General features: G+C 46.9%; 24 protein-coding genes. 14 read left to right on the top strand and 10 right to left on the bottom strand.

Annotated elements, in window-relative coordinates; all coding sequences use genetic code 11:
* The first annotated feature begins 139 nt into the window (after positions 1-139).
* Both H6626_06010 and H6626_06015 read left to right on the top strand, forming a co-directional pair.
* Complete coding sequence (locus H6626_06010) at positions 140-802, top strand: hypothetical protein (GenBank protein ID USN48645.1); 663 nt, start codon at positions 140-142, stop codon at positions 800-802.
* Positions 803-864: 62 nt separating this feature from the next.
* Entirely contained in the window at positions 865-2,208 is a 1,344-nt protein-coding gene (locus tag H6626_06015; protein ID USN48646.1) for a hypothetical protein, read from the top strand.
* A 688-nt stretch (positions 2,209-2,896) separates the two neighbouring features.
* Here the strand turns inward: H6626_06015 and H6626_06020 are convergent.
* Entirely contained in the window at positions 2,897-3,250 is a 354-nt protein-coding gene (locus H6626_06020; protein USN48647.1) for a DUF952 domain-containing protein, read from the bottom strand.
* A 263-nt stretch (positions 3,251-3,513) separates the two neighbouring features.
* Between H6626_06020 and H6626_06025 the strand changes: the two genes are divergently transcribed.
* From H6626_06025 to H6626_06050, 6 genes are all read left to right on the top strand, one after another.
* Complete coding sequence (locus H6626_06025) at positions 3,514-4,059, top strand: RNA polymerase sigma factor (protein USN48648.1); 546 nt, start codon at positions 3,514-3,516, stop codon at positions 4,057-4,059.
* Positions 4,056-4,388, top strand: coding sequence for a hypothetical protein (locus H6626_06030; protein USN48649.1), 333 nt, complete (start codon positions 4,056-4,058; stop codon positions 4,386-4,388). The genes H6626_06025 and H6626_06030 overlap by 4 nt, the downstream gene beginning before the upstream one ends.
* Positions 4,385-4,543: a hypothetical protein gene (locus H6626_06035; protein ID USN48650.1), complete on the top strand. Its 159-nt coding sequence runs from the start codon at positions 4,385-4,387 to the stop codon at positions 4,541-4,543. Before H6626_06030 ends, H6626_06035 begins: the two co-directional genes overlap by 4 nt.
* Complete coding sequence (locus tag H6626_06040; GenBank protein ID USN48651.1) at positions 4,533-4,994, top strand: DUF3106 domain-containing protein; 462 nt, start codon at positions 4,533-4,535, stop codon at positions 4,992-4,994. The genes H6626_06035 and H6626_06040 overlap by 11 nt, the downstream gene beginning before the upstream one ends.
* Positions 4,995-5,888 carry a hypothetical protein gene (locus H6626_06045; GenBank protein USN48652.1) on the top strand — a complete coding sequence of 298 codons (894 nt, stop codon included), beginning with the start codon at positions 4,995-4,997 and terminating at the stop codon, positions 5,886-5,888.
* A gap of 64 nt (positions 5,889-5,952) precedes the next feature.
* Complete coding sequence (locus H6626_06050; GenBank protein ID USN48653.1) at positions 5,953-6,438, top strand: hypothetical protein; 486 nt, start codon at positions 5,953-5,955, stop codon at positions 6,436-6,438.
* 68 nt (positions 6,439-6,506) lie between these two features.
* Here the strand turns inward: H6626_06050 and H6626_06055 are convergent, their stop codons facing one another.
* The 4 genes from H6626_06055 to H6626_06070 form a co-directional block, all read right to left on the bottom strand.
* On the bottom strand, positions 6,507-7,379 hold the full coding sequence (locus H6626_06055) for a hypothetical protein (GenBank protein USN48654.1): 873 nt from the start codon (positions 7,377-7,379) through the stop codon (positions 6,507-6,509).
* Between the two features lie 11 nt (positions 7,380-7,390).
* Complete coding sequence (gene lysS, locus H6626_06060; GenBank protein USN48655.1) at positions 7,391-8,893, bottom strand: lysine--tRNA ligase; 1,503 nt, start codon at positions 8,891-8,893, stop codon at positions 7,391-7,393.
* Positions 8,894-8,909: 16 nt separating this feature from the next.
* Positions 8,910-9,842, bottom strand: coding sequence for a class I fructose-bisphosphate aldolase (locus tag H6626_06065; GenBank protein USN48656.1), 933 nt, complete (start codon positions 9,840-9,842; stop codon positions 8,910-8,912).
* A gap of 189 nt (positions 9,843-10,031) precedes the next feature.
* Positions 10,032-10,451, bottom strand: a complete 420-nt coding sequence (locus H6626_06070) for a DoxX family protein (GenBank protein USN48657.1) — start codon at positions 10,449-10,451, stop codon at positions 10,032-10,034.
* Between the two features lie 119 nt (positions 10,452-10,570).
* Between H6626_06070 and H6626_06075 the strand changes: the two genes are divergently transcribed.
* The 4 genes from H6626_06075 to H6626_06090 all read left to right on the top strand — a co-directional run bounded on the left by H6626_06075 (position 10,571) and on the right by H6626_06090 (position 15,852).
* Positions 10,571-11,791, top strand: coding sequence for an MFS transporter (locus H6626_06075; GenBank protein USN48658.1), 1,221 nt, complete (start codon positions 10,571-10,573; stop codon positions 11,789-11,791).
* 267 nt (positions 11,792-12,058) lie between these two features.
* Entirely contained in the window at positions 12,059-13,219 is a 1,161-nt protein-coding gene (locus H6626_06080; protein USN48659.1) for an ATP-binding protein, read from the top strand.
* Positions 13,220-14,087: 868 nt separating this feature from the next.
* Complete coding sequence (locus H6626_06085) at positions 14,088-14,639, top strand: NifU family protein (protein USN48962.1); 552 nt, start codon at positions 14,088-14,090, stop codon at positions 14,637-14,639.
* Positions 14,640-14,664: 25 nt separating this feature from the next.
* A complete protein-coding gene (locus tag H6626_06090) occupies positions 14,665-15,852 on the top strand; it encodes a hypothetical protein (protein USN48660.1) in 1,188 nt (395 codons plus the stop codon).
* A 153-nt stretch (positions 15,853-16,005) separates the two neighbouring features.
* Here the strand turns inward: H6626_06090 and H6626_06095 are convergent, their stop codons facing one another.
* The 4 genes from H6626_06095 to H6626_06110 all read right to left on the bottom strand — a co-directional run bounded on the left by H6626_06095 (position 16,006) and on the right by H6626_06110 (position 20,425).
* The gene (locus tag H6626_06095; protein USN48661.1) at positions 16,006-16,377 is read right to left on the bottom strand and encodes a hypothetical protein; all 372 of its coding nucleotides are present in this window, start codon (positions 16,375-16,377) and stop codon (positions 16,006-16,008) included.
* A 106-nt stretch (positions 16,378-16,483) separates the two neighbouring features.
* On the bottom strand, positions 16,484-18,139 hold the full coding sequence (locus H6626_06100) for a DUF1501 domain-containing protein (protein USN48662.1): 1,656 nt from the start codon (positions 18,137-18,139) through the stop codon (positions 16,484-16,486).
* A complete protein-coding gene (locus tag H6626_06105) occupies positions 18,132-19,568 on the bottom strand; it encodes a hypothetical protein (GenBank protein USN48663.1) in 1,437 nt (478 codons plus the stop codon). The genes H6626_06100 and H6626_06105 overlap by 8 nt, the downstream gene beginning before the upstream one ends.
* Positions 19,565-20,425, bottom strand: coding sequence for a cytochrome c (locus tag H6626_06110; GenBank protein USN48664.1), 861 nt, complete (start codon positions 20,423-20,425; stop codon positions 19,565-19,567). Before H6626_06110 ends, H6626_06105 begins: the two co-directional genes overlap by 4 nt.
* Before the next feature lie 152 nt (positions 20,426-20,577).
* On the opposite strand from H6626_06110, the gene H6626_06115 reads away from it, so the two are divergent.
* A complete protein-coding gene (locus tag H6626_06115) occupies positions 20,578-21,000 on the top strand; it encodes a hypothetical protein (protein ID USN48665.1) in 423 nt (140 codons plus the stop codon).
* 148 nt (positions 21,001-21,148) lie between these two features.
* The gene (locus tag H6626_06120) at positions 21,149-21,943 is read left to right on the top strand and encodes a hypothetical protein (protein ID USN48666.1); all 795 of its coding nucleotides are present in this window, start codon (positions 21,149-21,151) and stop codon (positions 21,941-21,943) included.
* 219 nt (positions 21,944-22,162) lie between these two features.
* Here the strand turns inward: H6626_06120 and H6626_06125 are convergent, their stop codons facing one another.
* The gene (locus tag H6626_06125; protein USN48667.1) at positions 22,163-22,870 is read right to left on the bottom strand and encodes a hypothetical protein; all 708 of its coding nucleotides are present in this window, start codon (positions 22,868-22,870) and stop codon (positions 22,163-22,165) included.
* Positions 22,871-22,925 lie beyond the last annotated feature (55 nt).

Consider the following 22,925-nt stretch of genomic DNA (forward strand, 5'->3'; position numbering starts at 1 on the left):
TAGCTGCGCCATTGTTGTGGGTCGAAGCTTAAGCCCAATTGGGCGTCTCAAACAGCGACAGTTTTTATGAATTCACCGTAACTGTTGAATAGTGCTAGAGTATTTTTGAGTTTTACACCTTATTGTCTGGATTGAAGTGATGACTAAGACAGCCCGTCTAAAACAACTACGTGAGTTGCGAAGAATAGCAAGAACTCGCGGTGGTCGGTTATTAACAAAAGAGTATGCAAACGGTCGAACAAAGATGTTATGGCGGTGCGAGGCTCGTCATGAGTGGTTGGCGACACCAGAGAACATTAAGCAAGGCAGTTGGTGTAGGCGATGTTATTTTAAGCGTCGTGGTGAGGAGCTTCGAGGCGACATTACAATACAAAGGGCTCGGGCCAAGGCACATAAAGGGCTTTGTTTATCTAGAATCTACATCGATGCCCATACGATGCTTAAGTGGAAGTGTTTATGGGGTCACATGTTTTTTATGACCCCAGCCAATGTTAGCCAAGGCAAGTGGTGTCCCATCTGTCGAAGGCGAGAGGGGGCTTTAAAAAGAAAGGCCACAGTCAAGGAGATCAGAAAGCTTGCCAAAGATCACAATGCCAAGCTTTTATCAAAGTCCTACGAGCATATAGACGCGCCACTTGATTGGCAGTGTTTAAAGTGTAAGTGCAAGTGGCAAAGAAGTCTTCACAATGCCAAGCGAACGAAATGGTGTCCTCGGTGTTTAAAAGAACACCAAGCTCAGTTGAAAGCTCCATCGAGTCGTCGAAGAAAGGTTGTTCGCAAGAGTGATAAGTGGTGGCGTTGAGAAGATAAAAATGATCTCCTTGTTGATGCTCGACTAAAAACAAACAACAAGGAGACCACCAAATGATTGAGCAAATATTGTCTTTAAAAGTGGGCGCAAGTCTATCAGAAAATGAATTTACTTTAGACGAGCTACTCTTAGCGTCAAAAGAGTTATTTGAGCGCGAGGGTATACCCGGGTTTTTGCAGGTGTTGTTAAGGCTACTTGACGACATGGTCTACAAGAAAGTGCTGGGGGTGGGTCGCCACGACTGTTGCAAGAAGTCACATCTTGTTGTCACAAGACGAGAAGAAAAAAAGACGGTTCGAACGGGTGTGGGTACAGTGACGGTGCTATGGACCCGGCTCAAATGCAAAAGCTGCCATAAGACGACGATCCCACTGAGAACTTTTTTAGGACTCGATCGGTATCAGAAAAAATCCGTAGAGTTAGAGAAGACTGTTGTGGAGCTTCTCAGTGAGCAGAGCTATCGTCGAGGTGAGGTTCACTTAAAAAGCATTGGATCGATTGAGATCCCCCACACGACTCTTCATCGGTGGGTTATGGCAAGTTGTTGTGACGAAATCCCTCTTAAGGGCCGCTGTGATACGTTAGTTGCCGATGGCACTGGTTATAAGAAAAAGCCAGAGTACGAGTCGAATCGCGGAGAGGTGAAGGTTGTAGTTGGTGTGGATCGAGATGGAGGCGTCCGTCCATATGGCGCTTGGACAGATGAGAGTTGGCAAAGCATTGGGCAAATGATCAAAGCCGCTAACCATCCTAATGAGCGAGTAAAATTTAAAGCCATAGCTAATGTGCTGGTCTCAGATGGCGAGGCCGGACTGATACATGGTCTTAAGAAGTTGACGCTCGATCATCAACGATGTCACTGGCACATCGTAAAGGATATCTATCAGCCTTTACGCATAGAAGGAGGTGCTTCAATAGAAGAAACAAGATCGTTCCAGGGTGAATTAGCTGCAGCGATTGAATTACATATACCTGAAGAAGACTTCGATCAGGTCAGCGCAGAGGAAAAGCTAGGTCTTGAGAAAAAAATTTGGATGGCAGAAAAAGGCGTTCAAGACTTAATCGATGAATTAATTACGAAGGGTTACGGAGATGCCGCGAGGTACTTGATACGAGCCAAAAAAGGGATGTTTGCTTACTTACGCACGTGGCTTCATATGGGATTAAAGAATCCCCGAGTGAGTTCAATGATAGAGAGAATGATGCGCGAAATCGGCCGCCGCATAAAAAAGATCGGGTTCGGTTGGAGTAAAAAAGGCGCCGAAAAGATGACAAAAATCATCATAAAACGCATAACAAGTGCCGGCGAGTGGGAAGAATATTGGAAAAACCGACTTAATATTACAGGAAATGTCAGACTAACGTTTTTGGGCTGCGAAATAATGGAACCGTCCTAAGGAAATGGAACGTTACCAAACCTGAGGTAACGTTCTAATTAAGCAAAACGACATTTATCCTCCGTACATAGAATGTACCGTTGATAAATATCTATCGGCAGATTTGGGAAATAACTTTAACTAAAACGGGTCGTCATAGCCAGTAAATCCGACCCCCGAAAATCTCAAATTGGGTCATTTGGAAAACCCATTTGGATAACCTGAATCACCTTTGCAACAATTTTGAGTCATCCAAATCCGTTGGGAACCAATTCCATAAAGAGACAATAGACTAAAGAATACCTCTATTGCTGAGTCCGACTAAGCGCAACGCAAAAAGGAAAGGGATACCTTTAGAATCTTTGCGTGTAATCAGCGGGCGGCCATTGAGCAATTTGGATTCAAATTTATGGACGAATATATTAACAAAAAAACTCACCCCCTCAGAGGGTCAATCTAAGTCCCAACAGGAAATTGAGATCTAATATCCATCGCGGTAAAATTTGGCCGGGTATCGCAAATAGTGCATCTTTTATCCATGAGCCTGCCAGAACAACAGGTCATGCGGGATCGCCCATAGGTAACGTGGTCATAGACGACGGCAAGTTATATGCCCCAGGCAATGGAATTTTTGCCCAAGAAAAAGTAAGCACCTTCTTTTGCTGAGCCCGACTAAGCGCAACGCAAAAAGGAAAGGGATACCTTTTTCTTAAATTGGCGAAATGAATTGGCCGTGCTTATCCGGGATTAGATCGTACGCCTTCACCACGGCATTGAGATTTATCGGTCCATAAATGTGCGGGTACATTTCAGAACCTCCTTCCAGGTTTTCATACTGAATAGGAGCAACAACACTGTCAGTATTAATTTCAAGCAATACCAAATCCCCTCTGCCTGAAAAAAAATGGTTTGCGATGGTTAGATATTGTGTATCCGTAGAGCAATGAATGAAGCCCTCTGACTGAAGAGACGAGCAACAATACTCACCGACCTCAGGGGCTCCCAGCCATGTTTGAACTTCGGCAATGTGGTATATGTATGGCGGATTATTTTTAGACTTCATAATCGACAGAGTACCCTAATTTGAATAAGTAGGTGCCGCTAGATTGTTTGACGAAGCACAGCGACATCCAAATGTTGCTGTGCTTCTTTCGAAAAGTCTGCTGGTGGCGATCGCCCATTCGGCTTAACATTTAGATCAGCTTATTTTCATAAAACTAAAGACTTTCAATAAGTTGGAGTGGGGCGCCCCAGTGAATTTTGATGTCTTTTTGAATATTTTTGCAACTTTTTGCGCTTTTGGCTGTTTCTTCAAAGAGGCCTGCAATGACTGACGACCAGCTGATGAGTCGCATCGCTAAAGGAGATAGCAAGGCGTTTCAGAAGCTGTTTGATCGGCACAGTGGCTTGGTTTTTGGTTATGCCATGCAATTACTCAATCGACGCGAGCAAGCCGAAGACCTCTCGCAGGAGATTTGGATGAAAGTGCTTAGACAATCCCCACACTACCAACCGCAGGGTCATTTTGTGGCCTGGCTTCGCACGCTCACCCGTAATGCGGCCTTCAATAAAATTCGCAACCAAAAGCGATGGACTCTCCCCACAGATTCAGCTGATCAAGAACTGTTAAACTTGCCTAGCAAACAAGATCTCGAAATCGAACTTATTCAACACTCAGAAGTGGAGCGACTTCAGGTGAAAATCAATGAACTCCCTGAAATGCAGAGAGTGGCCTTGGTGACCTGGCTCAGTGAAGATTTGTCTTATGACGACCTGGCTTCTCATCTTGATATTTCTGTGTCGGCCCTTAAATCTCTTTTGTTTCGAGCCCGAAAGTTTTTGGTTGATGAAATGAGTGAGGATGCTTCATGAGTAGGAAAACCTGGAAAGACATTCAGAACCAACCTGTCAGTGAAACCCACCGGCAGACTGTGTTCTCTGCCGCCGAATTGGAGCTTCAAAGTTTACGGCAGCCTCACAAGTCACCCGGCAGCTGGTTGTTTGCCCTGGGCGCACTTACCACGGCGCTGTTTGCTTTTGGTGGATACCAGCTTTTGCTGCAAAACACAGACAGTGACGCGCCTGAAGCCTTGACCATGGTTTTAAACGAGGATTTTTCTTTGTTGGCGCAAATGGAACTGCTCGAAGACCTAGAGGTTTTAGAAGAGCTCGATGAATTAGACAAAGAGGCCAGCCTATGAGTGAGAAAAAAGATAACCTGCTTTTAGAAGATGAATCTCTGATGATTGAAAACTTAGACCTATTAATGAATATGGATGTGGTCGGCGCTGAAAACGACTGGTCCGCCTTCGATGAGATGGATACTCGTTCCAACGGAGCTGACGATGAAATCTAGTAGACGCATTTTTCTCACTCAATCTGCCTCACTGCTTGCCGCCATCACCCTCACCGGCTGGTCCTTTGGGGTCGAAGCGCAAACGGCAAGCAGTGATCACACTTCGCTTGCGGCAAAAGAACGCTGGCAAAACCTCTCCCCTGCTGAAAAAGAAAAGATTCGCGAACGATGGCAGAAATTTAAACAGCTCCCGCCTGAAGAAAAAAACCGACTTCGAGAAGCCCACAAACGATTTCAAACGCTGCCAGAAGATCGACGACAAAAATTAAGGGATAACTTTAAAAAATGGCAAAATTTACCACCTGAAAAGAAAGAACGTATGAGAAATCGCCTTAAAAAGTTTCGCAGTCTCTCTCCAGATAAACGCCGTGAACTTCGCGATCGCGCCAAACAACGTATTGAACGGCGCCAACACCTGCGCAGAGATCGTCGGCAACGGATGGGCCAGTAAATGAGCTTCCGCCCATTCTCAGGCCTGTATTTTTTAAAGCTCTTGCGCCAGATATTTTTATTGTATGTCTGTGTCGCTTCACTTGCTGCCATCGCAGGTAAACACAGTGCCTCGGTTGGTATTGGCGGTGACAACTTTGACGGTCGTAGCTACAGCCTTGGACTTAACTACGAGGTTTCGAGCAAAGGAGATCTTCTTGTTTCTTTTTCTTCGGCAAAAAGTTTAGACTCTAGCGATGAAGTGCAGACCACCCGCACGATTAACTTGGGGTACGCTCATAAATTTACCAGTGAATGGAAGGGCGGCCTCTTTGGAACATACTGGGGCACTCGTGATGCTCTTGAAGCTCGAGGTATAAAAGGGTCACTTAATTACGCAAAAGAAAATTGGGGTGCGGCCTTGATCCCTCATTTTAGATCCATAGAGTTTTCCACAGCCGACCTGCCTGCCCGATGGCAGAGGCAAGCTTTAGTCACGAGCATGGGTTGGGGTCTACAATTTAATTATACATTCTTTAAGGACTGGTCACTTGTTGGTGGCGCTGATAGTTACAGTTATTCCCGAGACCTCGCTGTTTTGGGAAATCAGTTTGCCAGCAATATTTTCAGCGACACCACACTAAACTTAACATCCTCGCTGATCACGCGCTCTGCCTATATGGAGATCGGATATGATTTTGTGCTTTTCTATTTAGGCGCAGAGGTGTTTCAATCTGTGGCCGCCGTTGATGGGTCCGTATCTCGTGGTGCTGCCCTTCGGTCTAGCTTTGACCTCACTGATAGCTGGTCAATGGACACCTTAATAGGCGCCTCACAAACCACCCTGACAACAAACTCACAACAATCAGACCCTTCTGCCTATTTAAACGCCGGCTTTGTCTATTTTTGGGAATAGATATTTTTTTTGCAACTTTTTACCCCCTGAAGGGTTACCCTATTAAAACCAAGAGGAGAAACCTATGACCTTTCAAAAATTAAGCCTTATTTTAGCATCAACACTTATCTCAACTTTGGCCTTTGCTGAAGCCGGAGACAATCTTAAGGATCGCGCGGATCAAGTTCGCGAACGGCATCAGCAGCGAGCTGAAAATGTGGAGCAGCGCCTTGACGAAAGAGGCGATCGCCGGCAAGAACACCTTGATCAACGGGGTGATCGAATCAATGAGCGACTGGACAAACGCGGTGAGCGAATCGCCGAGAAACTCGACAACGAACGGGGCGAAAAGATCCAAGAAAGATTAGACCAGCGCGGTGATCGCATCAACGAACGGCTCGACGCCAAAGGAGAGCGCATCAACCAACGGCTTGATAAGAAGGGTGAAAACAGAAAAGCACGCATAGAAAACCGCGGCGACCGACGAGCCGATCGCATGGAAAATCGCGCGAAACGCCGGCACCAGAAGCAAGAGCGACGACAACACCGTCGAGGCCAAGGGCGCGGATAATCGACTTGATTCAAAAAAAATATTGATAATCTAAAGATATACTAAAGGGGCCGGTTCTTCCCGCCCCACTATTTAAGCTCTTGGTACCCACCGGCAAAATTCACTGAATTAGTAAATCCCATAGCCAATAAAGCCATCGTGGCGGTCGCCGACCTCACACCTTGATTGCTAATTAATATCAATCTGTCTGAAGGCTTAATGCCAATGCCACTGAGCTGGTCCACTAACTGCAGATTAGGGCGACCGTGGTTGGTTAAGAATTCCGTCCAAGGAATGTGAACGGCCTGTATATCCGGCTGAGAGTACCCCATACCGAGACCTTGTTTAGCAAAATACTCGCGCTCACTGCGAACATCCAAAATTCGTGTACGAGTTCCACCTTCCGCTGCAGCCGTGATCACACTGAGTAGCTCTTCTTTGCTGGCCGAGAGAGGGTGAGACGTCTTCACTTCCCAAAAGGGAACATTTTTTCTTGGAGGTTCAATCTTATTAGATAACGGCAATTTCTTAAAGTAGGCAAAATCCACAAACTGAACTTTTCGCACACCCATAGAGGCCAGGGTCCATGCCATCCGGCCCTCACCGCCTTCACCTTGGGCACCGTACCCGACCACTACCACATCTGATTCTGGCGATATGCCTAACAGAGCTAACCGTCTGGCCTCATCGTTTAGATCTTGCTTGAGGCGCCCTTTAAAGCGACCGTTTCTATCAGAAAAATCTTCCCAATTTAAATTCACTGACCCAGGAATATGCGCCAACGTGTAATCAAAGGGCTTTCGCACATCCACAACCACGGTTTTATTTGTGAGTTGAATGGGGCGCTCTGCCGCTGACTGCATAGCTGCAAAATCTAAATCCAAGGATTCGCGCACTTTCGTGGGCGTGGTCTGACAGCCGACAACCAACACTGAGAAGAAAAGTCCTAAGATGAGGCGCATAGAAACCCCTATTACTTATGCCGCATAGTTGGAAAAAATATAATATCCCGAATACTGGGTTGATCCGTCAAGATCATCACAATTCGCTCTATGCCAATTCCGACGCCGCCCGTAGGTGGCATGCCCACATCAATGGCATGCACAAAATCCTCGTCCATGGGCTGAGCTTCTTCATCCACCACCCGCTTGGCTTCTTGCTCTGCCAATCGGGCTCGCTGATCTACAGGATCATTCAACTCGGTGTACGCGTTGCCTATCTCCATGCAAGCGGCCATGGGTTCAAATCTTTCAACCAGACCCTTTTTGCTGCGATGGTTTTTGGTCAGTGGTGAAATTTCTACGGGGAAATCATAAATAAACACCGGTTGCCAAAGGTGCTCTTCCACTTTTAATTCAAAAATCTCCATAATCATTTCACCGCGACTGGCAGGCTTTTTTATATCCGACCCTGCCTTCTTGGCGGCTTCAAACAAGTCGGCATCGGACATATTTTCTACATCCAGCCCCGCGTATTCTTTGATGCCATCATAAACGGTGAGACGACGCCACGGTGGCGTGAAATCAACTTCTTGACCTTGATACACAACTTTTGTGCCACCTGTGACATTCTTAGCCACACTTGCAATAAGCTCTTCAAACTGCCGCATTTGGTATTCGTAGTCCGTGTACGCTTCGTAGAATTCAAGCATGGTGAATTCAGGGTTATGCGATCGATCAATCCCTTCGTTACGAAAGTTTTTTCCGATTTCGTAAACCTTGTCGTAGCCACCGACGATTAATCTTTTTAAATACAACTCCGGACTAATTTTCAAGAACAACTGCATATCAAGAGCCCGGTGGTGAGTGGCAAAGGGATGTGCCGAGGCCCCACCGTATATCGGCTGCAAAACGGGGGTCTCCACTTCTAGAAACCCGCGATCATCCAAAAACCTACGAAATTCTTTTATGATCTTTGAACGAGTCACAAATACATTTCGTGATTCGGCATTCATAATGAGGTCCAAAGATCGGTACCTGTATTTTAGCTCTACATCGGTAAGACCGTGATACTTCTCGGGGAGCGGCTCCAAAGTTTTACAGAGCATTTTAAACTCTTGGCAGTGAACAGAAAGTTCACCTTTTCTCGTTTTAAAAACAAAGCCTTTAATGCCCACTATATCGCCAATATCAAGATGCTTAAAAGCCTTGCGGTCAGCTTCGGGCAACTCTTCCAGTCGCACATAGCCTTGCATGGTGCCCTTAGAGTCTTGAATATTAAAAAACGAAGCCTTCCCCATATCTCGTCGGGTCATCAATCGGCCAGCCATAGAAACCACCGCGGACTCTTGCTTGTCGCCAGCGTCCATTTGATCAAACTGGTTGTGTACAACGTCTGACAAATGGGTGCGTTCGTAGTTGTGCGGAAAGGGGTCTATTCCCAAGGTTTTTAGTTCATCAAGCTTTCTTCGCTTTTCTTGGCGTAGAGGGTTTTCCCTTTCAACAACGGGCGACTTTTGTGACTCTGTGGTTTCCATGGCTATTTGAAATCCTTTACTTCAAGTTGGCTTGACCAGCGAACGTATCCATAACTTTTTGCAGTAACTCAACCGCCTCAGCCTTCGGTCTTTGAAAAGCGTTTCGCCCCATAATACTGCCGAAGGCTCCGCCGCGGGCCAATTCTTCCACTTCTTTTAACACGCTGCCTGTGTCTTTAGCGGCCCCACCGCTGCAAATCACAATGCGCCGACCATTAAAACAGGAGTCTACAATGTGTCGGGTGCGATCTGCTAAGGTGTCGACCTTAATGTTGTTCGCTGCAAAAACTTTTTTGGCTTCAGGTTGTTCAACGTGACTTGTGGTGGGCTTCACTTTCACAATGTGGGCACCCAGTTGACAGGCAATCTGGGCTGCATATCCCACCACATCCACAGCTGTCTCACCGTCTTTTGACAGCTCGGCGCCTCGTGGATAAGACCAAATCACCACAGCTAAACCCGCGTCTTTTGCCTGGCGAGTGGCTTCAGCGATTTCTTCATACATCTGTTTGCGCATTTGACTGCCCGGGTAAATGGTAAAGCCAATGGCCGCACAGCCCAAGCGCAAAGCATCGTCCACATAAGATGTCACCGCAGAAATGGGAGCCTCTGGAAACGAAGCCAGACTGTCGGAATTATTGATTTTCAAAATTAAAGGAATTTCGCCGGCATATTCGCGAGCACAAGCCTCGATAAATCCCAAGGGCGCGGCATAGGCGTTGCATCCGGATTCAATCGCCAATTGAAAATGATATTCGGGATCATAGGCATCGGGGTTCATGGCAAAACTTCGCGCCGGCCCATGTTCAAAACCTTGGTCCACGGGAAGAATGACCATTTTTCCGGTTCCTGCTAGGCGGCCATGGTTCATAATGCGGGCAAGATTGGTTAGCGTTCCTGGATTGTCTGCACCATACCAGCTCAAAATTTCTCTTACTCTTGGTGTCATAGGGCCTCACTTGGTAGAAAATATTCACCCACAAGCCTTGTGGGTTATTCCAGCAAAGGTACTTGGTACCCTTTTCTGATTGGGGACGCAATGGTGCTGAAAGCCCCTTTGGCTTTTCCATCCCACCGCGTCGTATGACTCACTGTTAAGGCGACCATAGGCAAGGGGCAATGCGTGCTTATTAAATAATCAACGAAGCAACCACGACAAGATGGGTGACTTTGATTTTGAGGACAATCCGAACAGGTGTTGCAACGAAAATTTGCCGGGCCCCGCGAGGAATAGAGTCACAAAAATAATCAAATACAAAATTGCCATTTCTTGCTTAGCAAACGGATCGTTCGCGTGGTGTACAAACGCGGCCACGGCCATAGTGATGCTGGCCGGAATGGCGCCCAAGCGAGTGAGCAAACCGGCTGCGATAAAAAGTGGCGCCACCACTTCACCAAAAATCGCCAAACTCAAGCTCAGCTGAGAGCCTAAGCCTATGGGATCTGGAAACTGATCTTTAAGAAATGAGAACTTTTCAATTTTTGGCCAGCCGTGGGTAAAAGCCATAATCAACGGGGCCGTGACTCGCAAAAACAACAGTCCTAAATCTTGGGCCATGATTTTATCTCCTTCGGTGAAGTCCCCATCATATCGAGAAAATTGGGGGTGGCAATGAGTGGTTCGCAAAACAGAATATTTGTCTGAATCTGTAAAACTCTATAGGCTAAGAGTTCATTATGTGGAATTTTATTAAAAATCGACTTAGCCCGTTTCAACACGTAGCCTTTCGCCGGTTTTTCTTTGTGCAAGCTGTTTCGCAAGTGGGCACCTGGTCCCACGATTTGGCCCGCGCTTGGATTGTACTTGAAATCATGGGTACGGCCAGCGCGTTAGGGTCACTGATGCTTGCCAGCGCTATACCGACTTTTTTGCTGATCTTGCACGGCGGGGTTTTGGTCGACCGCATTGATGCAAAAAAAGTCATGATAGGAACCAAGGCCATCTTGGCCGTGTCGGCTTTGATCTTGAGTTTTGTTGTGGAGTTTGCCCACATACAAATGTGGCATCTTTTTGTGTTTGGAATTATCGAAGGGTTGGTTTTAGCCTTTGATTCTCCGGCGTACCAAACACTCACGGTGCGCCTTGTCCCTCGCCAGGATTTTCAGCAGGCGATGGCCATCAATTCAACAAATTTTCATACGGGCCGAATGCTCGGCCCGGCCGTGGCCGGTCTATTAATGGCATGGCATGGCCCCTCGGCTGTTTTTCTATTCGATGCCCTTAGCTATATTGGGTTGATTTTTGTCCTTGGAAAAATCGATTTGCGAGCGGCCCAAAGAACGTCTACTGAGATCCCAAAAAAACAGCTCCATGCGCTGTATGAGGGATTAAAATACATGTTCACAAACTCTCGAATGCGCTACATGCTGTTGCAGCTTCTTCTCACCATCACCATGATGTTTCCCGTATTGATTGTGGTGTTTCGCACCTACATCAAAGAAAAGTTCAGTCTCGACGCCGACAGCTTTGGCTATGTGTTTGCTTTTCCCGCACTTGGCGCCATGCTCGGCGCTTTAGTCTTTACCGGACTCAAACCACAAAATCCCATGCGAGTGCTGGTGGTCTCTGTCCCCACCATGGTGGGTTTACTGATTGGCCTGACCTACGCCGACGACATTATGACGGCCTCGATCATTATGGGGTTTTCGGGTTTGTTTTCTTACCTCAACTTTGCCCCAGTAACCATGTCAATGCACCTTGATGTGGTTGAGGATTACCGGGGTCGCATGGGTTCACTGATTGGCATGTGTTTTTTAAGCATTGGCCCTATTATGAGTTTTCCCATTGGAGCCTACTCGGACCATGTGGGGTACGAAGAAGCCATTCGCTCAATTTCGTTGCTGTACTTTTCAGCGTCGTTGTTGCTTGCGGTGTTTCGGCTCAGGAACAGGGGGTAAGATTTTATTAAAACTCAAAAGTGCTTGAAAAAAGATGGATACCTAGCTTGGGGTTTATAACGCTTGATGACCTTCTGGGAGGGTGGAGGATTTTATTAAGACAGCCATAAGTAAGGCAACATTTTCGCAGCCCCACGCCTAAGTTTTCTCACACTTGATCCTGTTAAAATGCGCTTAAGCTTTTTCTCACAAATAAATCACCGATCTCTTTGAAGCATTGGCCCCCCGACTTGACTCAGATCAGAATTTCGCGTTAAAATTCTGAATATGATTCAGAGATTATGTAAGCCTTCGAAATCAAATAGTTTTTTCTTGTTTGGGGCTCGTGGAACCGGCAAAACCACTCTTCTTCACGACTATTTTTCTCCTGAAGAGACCCTATTCATAAACCTTCTTGACCCAGATGTGTACGATCAGCTTCTGTTGGATATTGGACGATTTCTGCCAATGATAAATCAAAAGGGAAATGAAAAAAAGCGTGTGGTTATAGACGAAATCCAACGCCTACCTCGCTTACTTGATCTGGTCCACCTGGAGATTCAGAAAACCAAAAAGCAATTTGTTTTAACGGGATCTAGCAGTCGTCGATTAAAGCAAAAGGGAACCAACCTTCTTGCTGGCCGGGCTTGGGTGTACAATCTTTTTCCATTTACAACTTTGGAACTTGATAAAGAGTTTGATCTCATTCGGGCACTTGAGTGGGGCACTCTGCCGGATGCAGCACTGGTAAACGACGAGCAGAACGCGAGGGAGTATCTCAATGCCTATGTCGGAACCTATTTGCAGAAAGAAATACAAGAAGAACAATGGGTGAGAAAGCTTGCACCATTCAGGAGTTTTTTGGCTATTGCCGCACAAATGAATGGAAAAATTGTAAACAAATCTAAAATTGCAAAAGAAGTCGGTGTGGATGATGTGACCATCAGCAACTATTTCGAGATCCTTGAGGACACGTTGCTCGGATTTACTTTGCCAGCATTCCACAAGTCGGTGCGCAAAGGCCAGAGGCTTTCGCCAAAATTTTACTTTATTGATACAGGAATCAAGAGGGCTCTAGACAAAACACTATCCGTTCGACTTTTACCTCAAACGTTTGCCTATGGAGACGCGTTTGAACATTGGGTGATTCTTGAGTTCATCAAGAATGCCAGCTACTCACGGCTGGACTGGACATTTTCGTATCTTCGCACAAAGGATGATCTAGAAATCGATTTAATTATACAAAGGCCTGGCGAACCTTACCTTATGGTAGAGATTAAGTCTAAAGATCGCGTTGATATTGAAGACGCCAAAGCTTTGGAATTACTAGGACCAGACATCGATCGAAAAGGAGAAAGATGGCTTCTCTCAAATGATCCTCTAGGGCGAAACCTTGAAGGGACTCGCGCAATACACTGGAAAGACGCCATTCAAGAGTTGTTTTCGTAAGCGAACAATTATTTCCGGCCGGCCCGGCATTGATCTGGCTGACCTTTCAAACCATTCCGTTCATTGGGTCATCCGTGAGGCCTTTAGCACTATTCAGTCTGGCTTAGGAACTGGAGCCTTTGCGTATAAATTTATGGACGGTACCGATATCCAAAAATCGGCGCCTAGCTTGCGGCTTATAACGCATGATGACCTTCTGGGAGGGTGGAAGCTCTGAATTACAGGCAGTCCTGGCCGTCGGGAAGAGGAACGATTATTAACCTGGGTTGCGCGGTTGCCGCCCCCCATCTATGGTTGGCAGCTCCCCTCTCCCCGTACATCGGCAGACCCTCGTTCCCCGCACATCGGCTAACCCTCTCTCCCCGCACATCGACTGACCCCCTCTCCCGCGCATCGGCAGACCCTCTCCCCGCGCATCAACTGCCCCTCTCTCCCCGCACATCGACTGACCCCCTCTCCCGCGCATCGGCAGACCCTCTCCCCGCGCATCGACTGCCCCTCTCTCCCCGCACATCGGCTAACCCTCTCTCCCCGCGCATCGGCCGACCTCCTCTCCGTGCAGCCCGGCCAACCGGCGTGAGCAGCCTCTTTCCACGTAGAGTGATCCCATTTAGGACCTGGCGCCCATGTCCAACGACTATTTCTTGTTGGGCACCTGTGGAGCTGGATAAATCGCTTTTGGTTGCGAATATTTTTCTCCTGAATAGGCCCTGTTCACTCTCTTTCTCGGTCCTCGTGGAGATGAACAGCTTCTGTTTGATATTGGCTATCCAAACTGGCATTTATTTGGCATAAAAAGGCCTTATTTGCCCAAGCCTACAACCAAAGCTGATTTCATCCCGTATGAGGCCAGATGAGAGGACGTTTTATGACAGATAGTGTTCAGGTTTTTTACGAAGCCACACCCAACCCTCAGAGTATGAAGTTTGTGATTGATCGTGATATTTCTCCTGAAACCGTTCAATTTTCTGACCCAAAGGAGGCACAACGCGCTCCTCTAGCGGCTAAAATATTCGGGTTCCCATGGACTTCTGGTGTTTTTTTGGGAAGTAACTTTGTCACCGTCACAAAACAAGATTGGGTGGACTGGGAAACTCTGGCCGAACCCTTAAGTCACCTGATTGCCGAGCACCTTGACCGCCAAGAGCCGGTGATTTTTCCAAAAGACAGTCTTGAAGAAACCACTGATGACGACCCCACGGTTCGCAAAATCAAAGAGATTTTAAATAACGAAATCCGGCCGGCCGTAGCTATGGACGGTGGCGATATTGTGTTTGATCGCTATGAAGAGGGTGTTGTTTTTGTTTATATGCAAGGCGCTTGTTCGGGCTGTCCTAGTTCATCGCTTACATTGAAATCTGGCATTGAAGCTCGATTGAAAGAGGCCATTCCTGAAATCATCGAAGTGGTGGCGTTATAGCATGAAACTATTCGTGTGGCTCACAATGTCTCTTTTTAGTTGGGGTTTTGCAAACCCACGGGCGCTGGCTCAAGAGGCCGGTGCCTTAGGGCCTGCGCTGATTGACGAACTTGAAGTCAGTTTGCGGCAAAGTGATTCTGCAGCTCCGCTGGCCCTCGACTTGTTAGCCCGTCAAATTAATGAGCCCGTGAATAGCAACACGCAAAATGATGGCGTCTACTTTCTACGCGAGCGGTCTGCCTATATACTTTATGAAGCCTTCGACAGAGGATGGAGCATTGAGTATTTGAAACCTGAACATGCTCAAGCCCTATTTCAATTTTCCGTTCACTCCCAGAATCAATCTTTGCGTTACAACAATGTGCCAAATTATCGAGTGCGACAATCGGTCACCAGTTTTTTACATAACCAATTTTCTCTAGAGGAACTTCTGGAAGTGGCCAAAGTAAAACCATGGAGTGAAGCCGCTATTTATTTTTATACAATGAGCGAAAGCCCCCAACTCCTCAATCGCGCCGATCGCTTTATTTTTAAATCCTTGTTGTTTGAAAAACTCGAGCAGATCAAAAGAGAGTTTGCTGACAATAATAAAAATTCTGACCCTTTTGAGTACTTGACCTTGGAGGCTGAGAATCTGGTAAAGCTCTATGTAGACCTGCTGGTCACAGCCAGTGCCTCTGGCGTTTACCCAAGTCATATTTTCATTGAATTGCGTCCGTATATAGAAACCAGCGCGCTGGTGCGCTCCGCCCTCAGCCACTCTTTAGTGAGCCGCGTGGTCCGGCCCGTAAATGAAGCCCACCATCGATCCTTTCGCGCAATGCCCCTATTTAAGCGTGTAAACATCTATGCACCTTGGCTTTTGAAATCAAAAACGAACGCATGGATGAATCAGTTAAAACAATTATTGGTCCCGCTCTCAGGCCATAACTGGATCAAAGAAGCCAGCCACCTTCTTGAAAACTCCGGTCTTCTTTTAACCTTGCAATCCGTTGAGCAATTTAATGAATCACTGCTACCCAGCAACGACTCGCACTCCAAATACCTTCGTGACATGGGGAGTTGGGCGAGAAACGTGCTCTATCAGCTGGGCTATATTGACGACGCTTCAGGAAACGGGGGCGGCCGTGGTGGCAAGCGATGCGCAGATCTTCTTCACCGGCAGCAGCAGGAAGAAATGACTCCGGTGCCGGTTCCCGTTAAGAAAAAATAAAGCCATATAGGATTTGGCTCTGTTTTTATATTTGCAGTCTCGGACGTTCACTCTTCTCGATTGTTCTTCGAAAAAAACTCGGAGCCAAATAATGCTACCAAAATCAGAATTTAACCGAAAAACGTGTTGAGTACCAAAAGCAATTCGCAACTACTAATCGCCTACAGTACAAACCATTAATTTTCGATCTTCAGTGTACTCATCAAAAATAACCAAGATAGCCTTTTTGCCGTAATCGATAAGTTTGATGTCTTTAATTTCTCCGGCACCCGCGCACTGATAAAGGTAGGTGTTGTCATCAACTAATCTACCTTCACAATTTACATAATTAATAGCATTCCAATGTTTATTGGGTTTAAGCACGATTCGACCTTGCTTCTTGCCATTTCGCTCAACAACCTGAAGGGCAACTGATGTCGTGTCATCAGATTGGCAGGTTTTCAATGTTTGAATTTTTTCTTTTGAATAAGCGGTGGCGGGTAAAATGAACAATAAACCGAAGAACACATACACGTTTTTAAACACAAAACATCTCCCTGTATTTTTTTGAGCCCCTTTTAAACACGGGATGCCCGGGCGGCTCAAGCCCAATAAGGAGTTTGTAGAATCTATATTGGTGAAATCGAGGGACCTATACAACCTTGGTTTTTTCTACGTAGAGATCATCGCTGGTCACTGTAGCATCGGGGTTCGGGGATATTAGCGATGACGCTGCTGTGACGGGTGTGGGTACTCGCAACAAAGTGGCTAGCGTGGAGACCTGGTGGCCTAGATTGAGTTGGCCCAGGGGCTTTCCGGTGGCCGTGTTGGTCGACGCTCCCTTGCCCCAAGCACCGGGGTGTAACACGTCTCCGGAATCTTTTAAGAGATTTCCCACAACCAGTGGGCCTTGAATTGCACCTGAATAATACACCACTGACTTACCTTCCCAGCCGTGATCAGAACCGCCCGGAACATTCTTCGGGTTTCTATTAAACTCGCTAAATACCTCGACCACCGTTTCGTTAAATATGCCTTTGTCCTTTAACCGGTCAATAAAACCCAGTAGACACGCCGACAGAGCTCGGTAGTACATGCTATTGAGGTAAAGGCTTGGCATTTTTCCGGTACTATGTTCGTCAAATATGGGGTTTAACCGCGTAAAATTAATTCCCGCAAAATTGCGAGGTGAAATCACCACCGAGTGACTCAGGTCATTTTCCAAAATGTACTCAGCAACAGCAAAATGCTCCACTATATTTAGTATTCGAGTGGTTGGACGCATTAAATCTCGAATGTCATCATGTGCAACAACTTCTCCGCTACCGCCACCGGTAGCCAACTGATAGTGGTTGTTTCGCTCACCCACAACACCAATGGGTTTATCATTGATAAACGGTATAGGTTCCGACTGGTGCAAAGTGCGATTCACAAGATCTAAATACGGCGCCTTCTTTTCTGCCCATACAGCGTCTAAATCACCAGTCACTTGTTTAAACATCTCACCGGCACTTTTTCTTGAAACATTTAGCGCTTTGCCTGCCGGGTGCCGTTCGGCCAACTGAGCATCTAGGGCCGACACGGCTCCGTCGACCAGATCTTGAACGCGAGCGGCTTGCTTGCGGGCCTTGTTTTCTGGATCCACGGTAAAAGGATCAAGAAGCGTTTTCACCAAGTTGCCGCCATTTTCTTTTGCCATTAACTGTACGGGTGATTTGTTCGCCAGTGACAAAAACGAATACATATCGGCATCCACATTCACCGCCGGAATCAATGCTGCTGATCGATCAGCCACCATCGCTGGCTGAGTCACACTGGCCCCCAACGGACGAAAATGCAGAGCGGCTGCCCCACTGTGATCGGGGTTTCCGCAGTTAATCCCCTGAAGGGCCAACATATTGTCTAAGAGGTCACGCATAGGCCTTGTACCACCGCCCCGTTTGGCCACGTCATACTTCCACAAGAAGGGAGCATTAATGCCCTTTATCTTCGCGGTCTCATATACAGTATTTGTCAGTCGCCCACCGGACTCTGTATAACGGGTGCCTAAATTCGCATTTTTTGGATCAAACGTCGCAGGGTCGCCGTAAGGATTTAAGAAAAGGTCATACATCCATCTTGGGGGGGCGCCGAACAATTGCACACTAACATAACGACGAGGCAATACCCCAGATGACTCAGCCAATGCCTTTTGCACCATACCTGAAATAATGCTGTCAAAAATCATGGCTACGGGACTTGTCATTAAACCCAGTGCCATTGAATGCTCTAAGAGCTCTCGACGAGTCAATTTTTGTTTTTTACTCATGAGTAGCTCCCAGGTCTAAGCCAAAATCTGATTTTTTATAATTTGGATCTCGCAAAATGGATTCTACTAAGTTTCGCAAACGCTGATGAGTCTTTAATTCTGTCGCTAACTTTTTAACTCGACCTAATATTTCTTGATCTTTGGCCGTTAATGGCACTCTGTCGGGGTCGCCATGGTCAGCCACTTCCACATCAATACCAGTAAAATAACTGTAATACCGTTTGGCTGTACACAAATAGAAATCATCCAAATCAGCAAGAGTCTGCCCCAACTCCTCGGGGCCATTGACATACTGATTAATTAATTGCCCCGAGCTTGTACGGTAAAAGAAATTGCCTGATCCGGGGCGCTTCCAAAACTTAGCTTCAGGCTTCACTCTCCAGTTTTCCGTCTCTGCGGCCTCTGTGGGTTCGACATACTCCATAAAATGGGCACCACGCAAATAGTCGGCATTGCCCAATCCGATGGAGTTGTATTTGAAATTTCGAATCACCGCAGACATGCGGTCCATTGAGGCATGGCACTGGGCACAGCTTCTGGCTGTACGAAATCCCGGTACACTGGGGTCGTTGACGTCACCATTATAAAACTCAGGAGAAACATCTCCCCGTCGAATCACCGGCAGCTCTCGACAGAGTAAATCACTAAATACTGACTTCGCCCATTTACGAGGCATGCGCTCGGCACCGTTGCTAAAAAATCCTTGAACCTCTTGAAAGTTTGCCCGCAAATAAACGGGGTTAGTTAAAAGGCCACCGCCAACACTTTTATTGACCTCCACCTGGCCCGTCACCATTGCATTACTTAGGTTTAAATATTCGTAGTTGTAAGCCATAACGCCAGGATTTCTTGCCCCGAGCAGATCGCCGATGGCAGCAAATGGAGGAGGATCATTCACGTAAATATATTTGTCTTTTGTCATTTGAGAGCGAGCGCTCCTTACTGGATTTTGATTGGATCGAATAAATCTGTAGTTCTGTTTGCCCTTTACAATGTCTGCCACTTGCATTTTTGGATGAAACAGCGCCCTGGTGTAATAAAGTGCCGGTGTGCTGATATCGTAGATATCCTCCGTACCGTGAAGCAAACCGGTGTTTCCGGCTGACGGCATAGTCTTCACGCGAAACCAAGTGAAGTGAAATGAATGAAAAGTGCGCAGAACTTTTTTAGCCAAATCGTCATTCACATCTACAATCTGTGTGTTGTTTTCTCCGACAAAAGCGGCCCGGTCTAATATCTTAAGGCACTCGGTGATGGGATCTACTTCGCCTCGAGCCAGTTTGACTCGCAAGTCCTGCGACAGGGGCTGGCGGGCTTGTGTGATTTGGGAAGTGCAGCGCTGATACAGTTCGACCTCACCCAGCTCTCTAGCTGAAACTTCTAACGCAAAAATACTAAATGCAATCGCTAGCAACCCGAATAATTTCATAGAGTATCTAGACCTCCATGAATACAAAGAGGGTACATTGTCACACGCCATGAACCAATGTTACCAAGACCATCGGCTTTGGCTCCATGAAACACGTTCTCCAGAGAAGAAATCACGTCATTGGTGGGGGTTCTTCCCTTAAAAAAGTGATCATACAATCGGGCCACGTTGACATTGTTAGCGGCTTCAAGTTCGCTTATGCCAGCCTTAGACAGCGCATTGCTAACCGCCAAATTGTCACTTAAAAGCATCTCGCAAGCTTTGGTTGTATAACCCTTTCGCAAGATATTGCTCGTCGGGCTCACTAGGGAAGAGGCGTTGGCGGGGGCTTCTGCAAACTCACCCTGGCAGTCCGAGTCGTAAATGGTACATGGTCCACCCAAACTCGTTTTTTGGCTTTGAACATTGTCGTTGATAATCTGAACAAGGGCCGAGTCCGCACCTGCCGGTGAACGGTCGAGCACAAAGATTTCAACCAATGCGCTTTCCATGTAACTGCGGGTCCCCAAGGGCAGCTGGTAGCTCACAATGGTCAGAGCATTTGGATCTTTGCCGTCATCTCCTGGACCTGCCTCTAGATATACTGCGATGGCGGATTTTTCTTCATCTGACAGAGATGACAGGTATTGCATTGTGGGGGTTGACTGAATTTTTTCATTGATCAAATTAAGTGGCGCACCCCAAACCGGAAAATTATTTCCGTGACAGGATAAACAGTGGTTTTTAAACAGGGCCTCGCCATTAAATTGCTCTTTAGTGATGGGGGCATCGTGAGACACTGGAACCATGGGCTCACCGCAGGCGGCCAAAAATAAACTGAATGTGAAAATGACCCAAAGGCCTCGATGTGTTGTCAAAATCCCCCCAATGACACCCTACACCAGTGCAAAATAGCCGCCGGATTTACAAAAACATAAGGGATTTTAAGTGCCTAGGCCCATTTCACCTGTCATTTTTGTTGACATAAACGCTCAGAACCCAATTAATGTCTCTTGGGGGAATGGGGGAGATGTTAAAATTTTTAACGATCATTTTGGGTTTGATTTCAGCTGGGGCAATGGCACAGGGGCCATCTGAGCCACAGCATGCGCCTGAGTACATCTGTGCCAACCAAGATGAAGATTCACACTTACTGCAAGTTCGCATCTACAAGAGTCAATGGGGTGATAGATCGGCCTATGAAGCCCACGTGATTTTTGCCCCTCCCTACGCCCACCGAAACTTCATAAAATCCGTCTATCAAAGTACTTCGCGTGAGGGAAAGAGGATCATTTATACTGGCTCCTCCTTCTGGGTGAAGATCAATCTGCATCAAACAGATCCCCTGGGGCGGTACATGGCTAATGTACGTATCCCGAGCTATCAGGTTCATTCCAAAAATTGGGTTTGTAAATCATCCAAGACCTGGGGGGGCTTCCTTGACAGCAAATAACCAATTGGCCATAAACCACCCTATCCAAAAAAATTTAAAGAGTCTGGTGTTGATTTTTTTCCGATGGGGGCGACGCCTCTTTCTTTCAAGCGGGTTGCTATTTTTGTTTTTGTCGCCAACTCAAGCGACACCGTGGATTATGAAAGAAATGACCTGGCTTTCAACCTACGAAGACGAGATCTTGGGGCGCGCACCCTGGCTCAGCCAAAAACCTGATTTTGCAAAAAACCACGGCAAGTCCTTAGATGAAAACACAGAAGAATTTCGACAAGAAACCATCAAACACATTTTTCGGGTGATTACATTGAGCGTGCATCTGGCGCACACAGTGTCAGACAATCCGCTTCTTCCGTATATTGTATTTGCAAAAGCCGTTCAGCATGACCGAGAAAAAGTCGACTTTTCAAGAGAATACAAAAAACGGCATGGTTACCTCCCCGAAGAAAGTATTCTAGAACGTCTGGCTCGATTTAATAATCTTTCCTTGGACGAGCTGCCTGACACAAATAACGTCGCTCAAATCAGTCGGAAAAACCTAAAGTTGCTCATTGCCACGTTTAATCAAATGGGCGCCAGAGACCTTTCAAAGCTGGACGGCTACTTTAAAGAACGCCTCGGCGATCGATACACAGACGAACTCATGCACATTTCCACCGAGCTTGTGAATGTGGCCGATAAGGTCGACACCTACCTTGTGAGGCAAGAAGAGTTCAACCGACCCATGCTAGCTGCCAGCCAGTGGTTTTCAGACCCTGCAAAGGCGCGACTGGCACAATTTCTTGAGGACGAGGGACAACACTTTTGGGTGCTCTCTGAAGGCCTTCAATTGCATCGGTATTTTGCCCAGTTGCAGGTTAATGACGAGGGTTTTCACTTGCCACCAGTCAAACAAATCCATTCGCCCTGCCGAGAAACCTTGCTCGTGGCCGACGCCGTGGAGTGAAGACCTTGTTTCAACTTGATGAAGTGTCGATAACCTGAAAGGGATAGCCATTCGACCTACATTCTCGGTGACATTTGCATCCATAACACACCTCCTGACAAAGCGACAACTTTCTAGAAATATTGGAGCGCCGTACGCGCAGACGAAGCCCATCTGAATAATAATTGCAGTTCATTTTCGAGGAGAGGCTACGGAATGCACCCGGTAAATTATTATCAGCTAGTTGTCTAACGCTCCCTCATCGATCCACTGGCGAAGGGCCGCCAACTCTTCCTCGGTTAAACGATCCGTTCCCAGCGGCATGGCCCCACTGGTGCACTCTTTGTACATCTCGCTGCCTGCGGCATTGCCGGGCACAATTTTGCCTGTATTAATGGACGCCTCGTAGGTGGAGTAATCTTCGCGAGGCCGAGTTCCTGTGGGACTATGACAACCGGCACATTTTGGCAAAAGAACTAATTGGTGAATGGATTGAAATGTGGGCTCCAAACCCACGGGCTCCGGCAATGGAGAGGGTTCGCCACTGGCCAACAGCGCATCTGCCCAATTGGAAATCTCACCTTCTAAAGCTAGAGCCAAACTGGATGAAAACCCTTGGTGTCCCGCTTGAACTTTCTGAACAATCCTCGATGCGCTAGGGTTAGTTAAATTCACTAAGCCAAAATTTATAAGAGCATTGTGTGATGTTGTCGCATCACCAGCAATGAATGCCGGCTGTTGCGCCTTACCATGGCAACTTGCGCAATTTTGCTGAAGAAGAGGCATCAGCGTCACCGAATAGGCTTCGATGCTGGTGGCTACCGAACCAGGTCCCAAATCACTAAAACCCGTGGATTCAAAATCCCCGGCCTCGTGATAAGGCTCACAATTCTGAAATGCCAATAGCAATGTAGCTAAAAAAACAAAGATTGTCCCAAACTGATACACTTATCCCCCAATCCCATTTACCCAATTACACTATTCATAAGCAATATTTGTGCAT

The sequence above is a fragment of the Pseudobdellovibrionaceae bacterium genome, assembly GCA_023898385.1.
In the GTDB taxonomy this organism is placed as follows: Bacteria; Bdellovibrionota; Bdellovibrionia; order Bdellovibrionales; family UBA1609.

Excerpts from the sequence above, each read along its gene's own strand:
- H6626_06010 (USN48645.1), top strand. The coding sequence starts at position 140 with ATGACTAAGACAGCCCGTCTAAAACAACTACGTGAGTTGCGAAGAATA.
- H6626_06015 (USN48646.1), top strand. The coding sequence starts at position 865 with ATGATTGAGCAAATATTGTCTTTAAAAGTGGGCGCAAGTCTATCAGAA.
- H6626_06020 (USN48647.1), bottom strand. The coding sequence starts at position 3,250 with ATGAAGTCTAAAAATAATCCGCCATACATATACCACATTGCCGAAGTT.
- H6626_06025 (USN48648.1), top strand. The coding sequence starts at position 3,514 with ATGACTGACGACCAGCTGATGAGTCGCATCGCTAAAGGAGATAGCAAG.
- H6626_06030 (USN48649.1), top strand. The coding sequence starts at position 4,056 with ATGAGTAGGAAAACCTGGAAAGACATTCAGAACCAACCTGTCAGTGAA.
- H6626_06035 (USN48650.1), top strand. The coding sequence starts at position 4,385 with ATGAGTGAGAAAAAAGATAACCTGCTTTTAGAAGATGAATCTCTGATG.
- H6626_06040 (USN48651.1), top strand. The coding sequence starts at position 4,533 with ATGAAATCTAGTAGACGCATTTTTCTCACTCAATCTGCCTCACTGCTT.
- H6626_06045 (USN48652.1), top strand. The coding sequence starts at position 4,995 with ATGAGCTTCCGCCCATTCTCAGGCCTGTATTTTTTAAAGCTCTTGCGC.
- H6626_06050 (USN48653.1), top strand. The coding sequence starts at position 5,953 with ATGACCTTTCAAAAATTAAGCCTTATTTTAGCATCAACACTTATCTCA.
- H6626_06055 (USN48654.1), bottom strand. The coding sequence starts at position 7,379 with ATGCGCCTCATCTTAGGACTTTTCTTCTCAGTGTTGGTTGTCGGCTGT.
- lysS (USN48655.1), bottom strand. The coding sequence starts at position 8,893 with ATGGAAACCACAGAGTCACAAAAGTCGCCCGTTGTTGAAAGGGAAAAC.
- H6626_06065 (USN48656.1), bottom strand. The coding sequence starts at position 9,842 with ATGACACCAAGAGTAAGAGAAATTTTGAGCTGGTATGGTGCAGACAAT.
- H6626_06070 (USN48657.1), bottom strand. The coding sequence starts at position 10,451 with ATGGCCCAAGATTTAGGACTGTTGTTTTTGCGAGTCACGGCCCCGTTG.
- H6626_06075 (USN48658.1), top strand. The coding sequence starts at position 10,571 with ATGTGGAATTTTATTAAAAATCGACTTAGCCCGTTTCAACACGTAGCC.
- H6626_06080 (USN48659.1), top strand. The coding sequence starts at position 12,059 with ATGATTCAGAGATTATGTAAGCCTTCGAAATCAAATAGTTTTTTCTTG.
- H6626_06085 (USN48962.1), top strand. The coding sequence starts at position 14,088 with ATGACAGATAGTGTTCAGGTTTTTTACGAAGCCACACCCAACCCTCAG.
- H6626_06090 (USN48660.1), top strand. The coding sequence starts at position 14,665 with ATGTCTCTTTTTAGTTGGGGTTTTGCAAACCCACGGGCGCTGGCTCAA.
- H6626_06100 (USN48662.1), bottom strand. The coding sequence starts at position 18,139 with ATGAGTAAAAAACAAAAATTGACTCGTCGAGAGCTCTTAGAGCATTCA.
- H6626_06105 (USN48663.1), bottom strand. The coding sequence starts at position 19,568 with ATGAAATTATTCGGGTTGCTAGCGATTGCATTTAGTATTTTTGCGTTA.
- H6626_06115 (USN48665.1), top strand. The coding sequence starts at position 20,578 with ATGTTAAAATTTTTAACGATCATTTTGGGTTTGATTTCAGCTGGGGCA.
- H6626_06120 (USN48666.1), top strand. The coding sequence starts at position 21,149 with ATGACCTGGCTTTCAACCTACGAAGACGAGATCTTGGGGCGCGCACCC.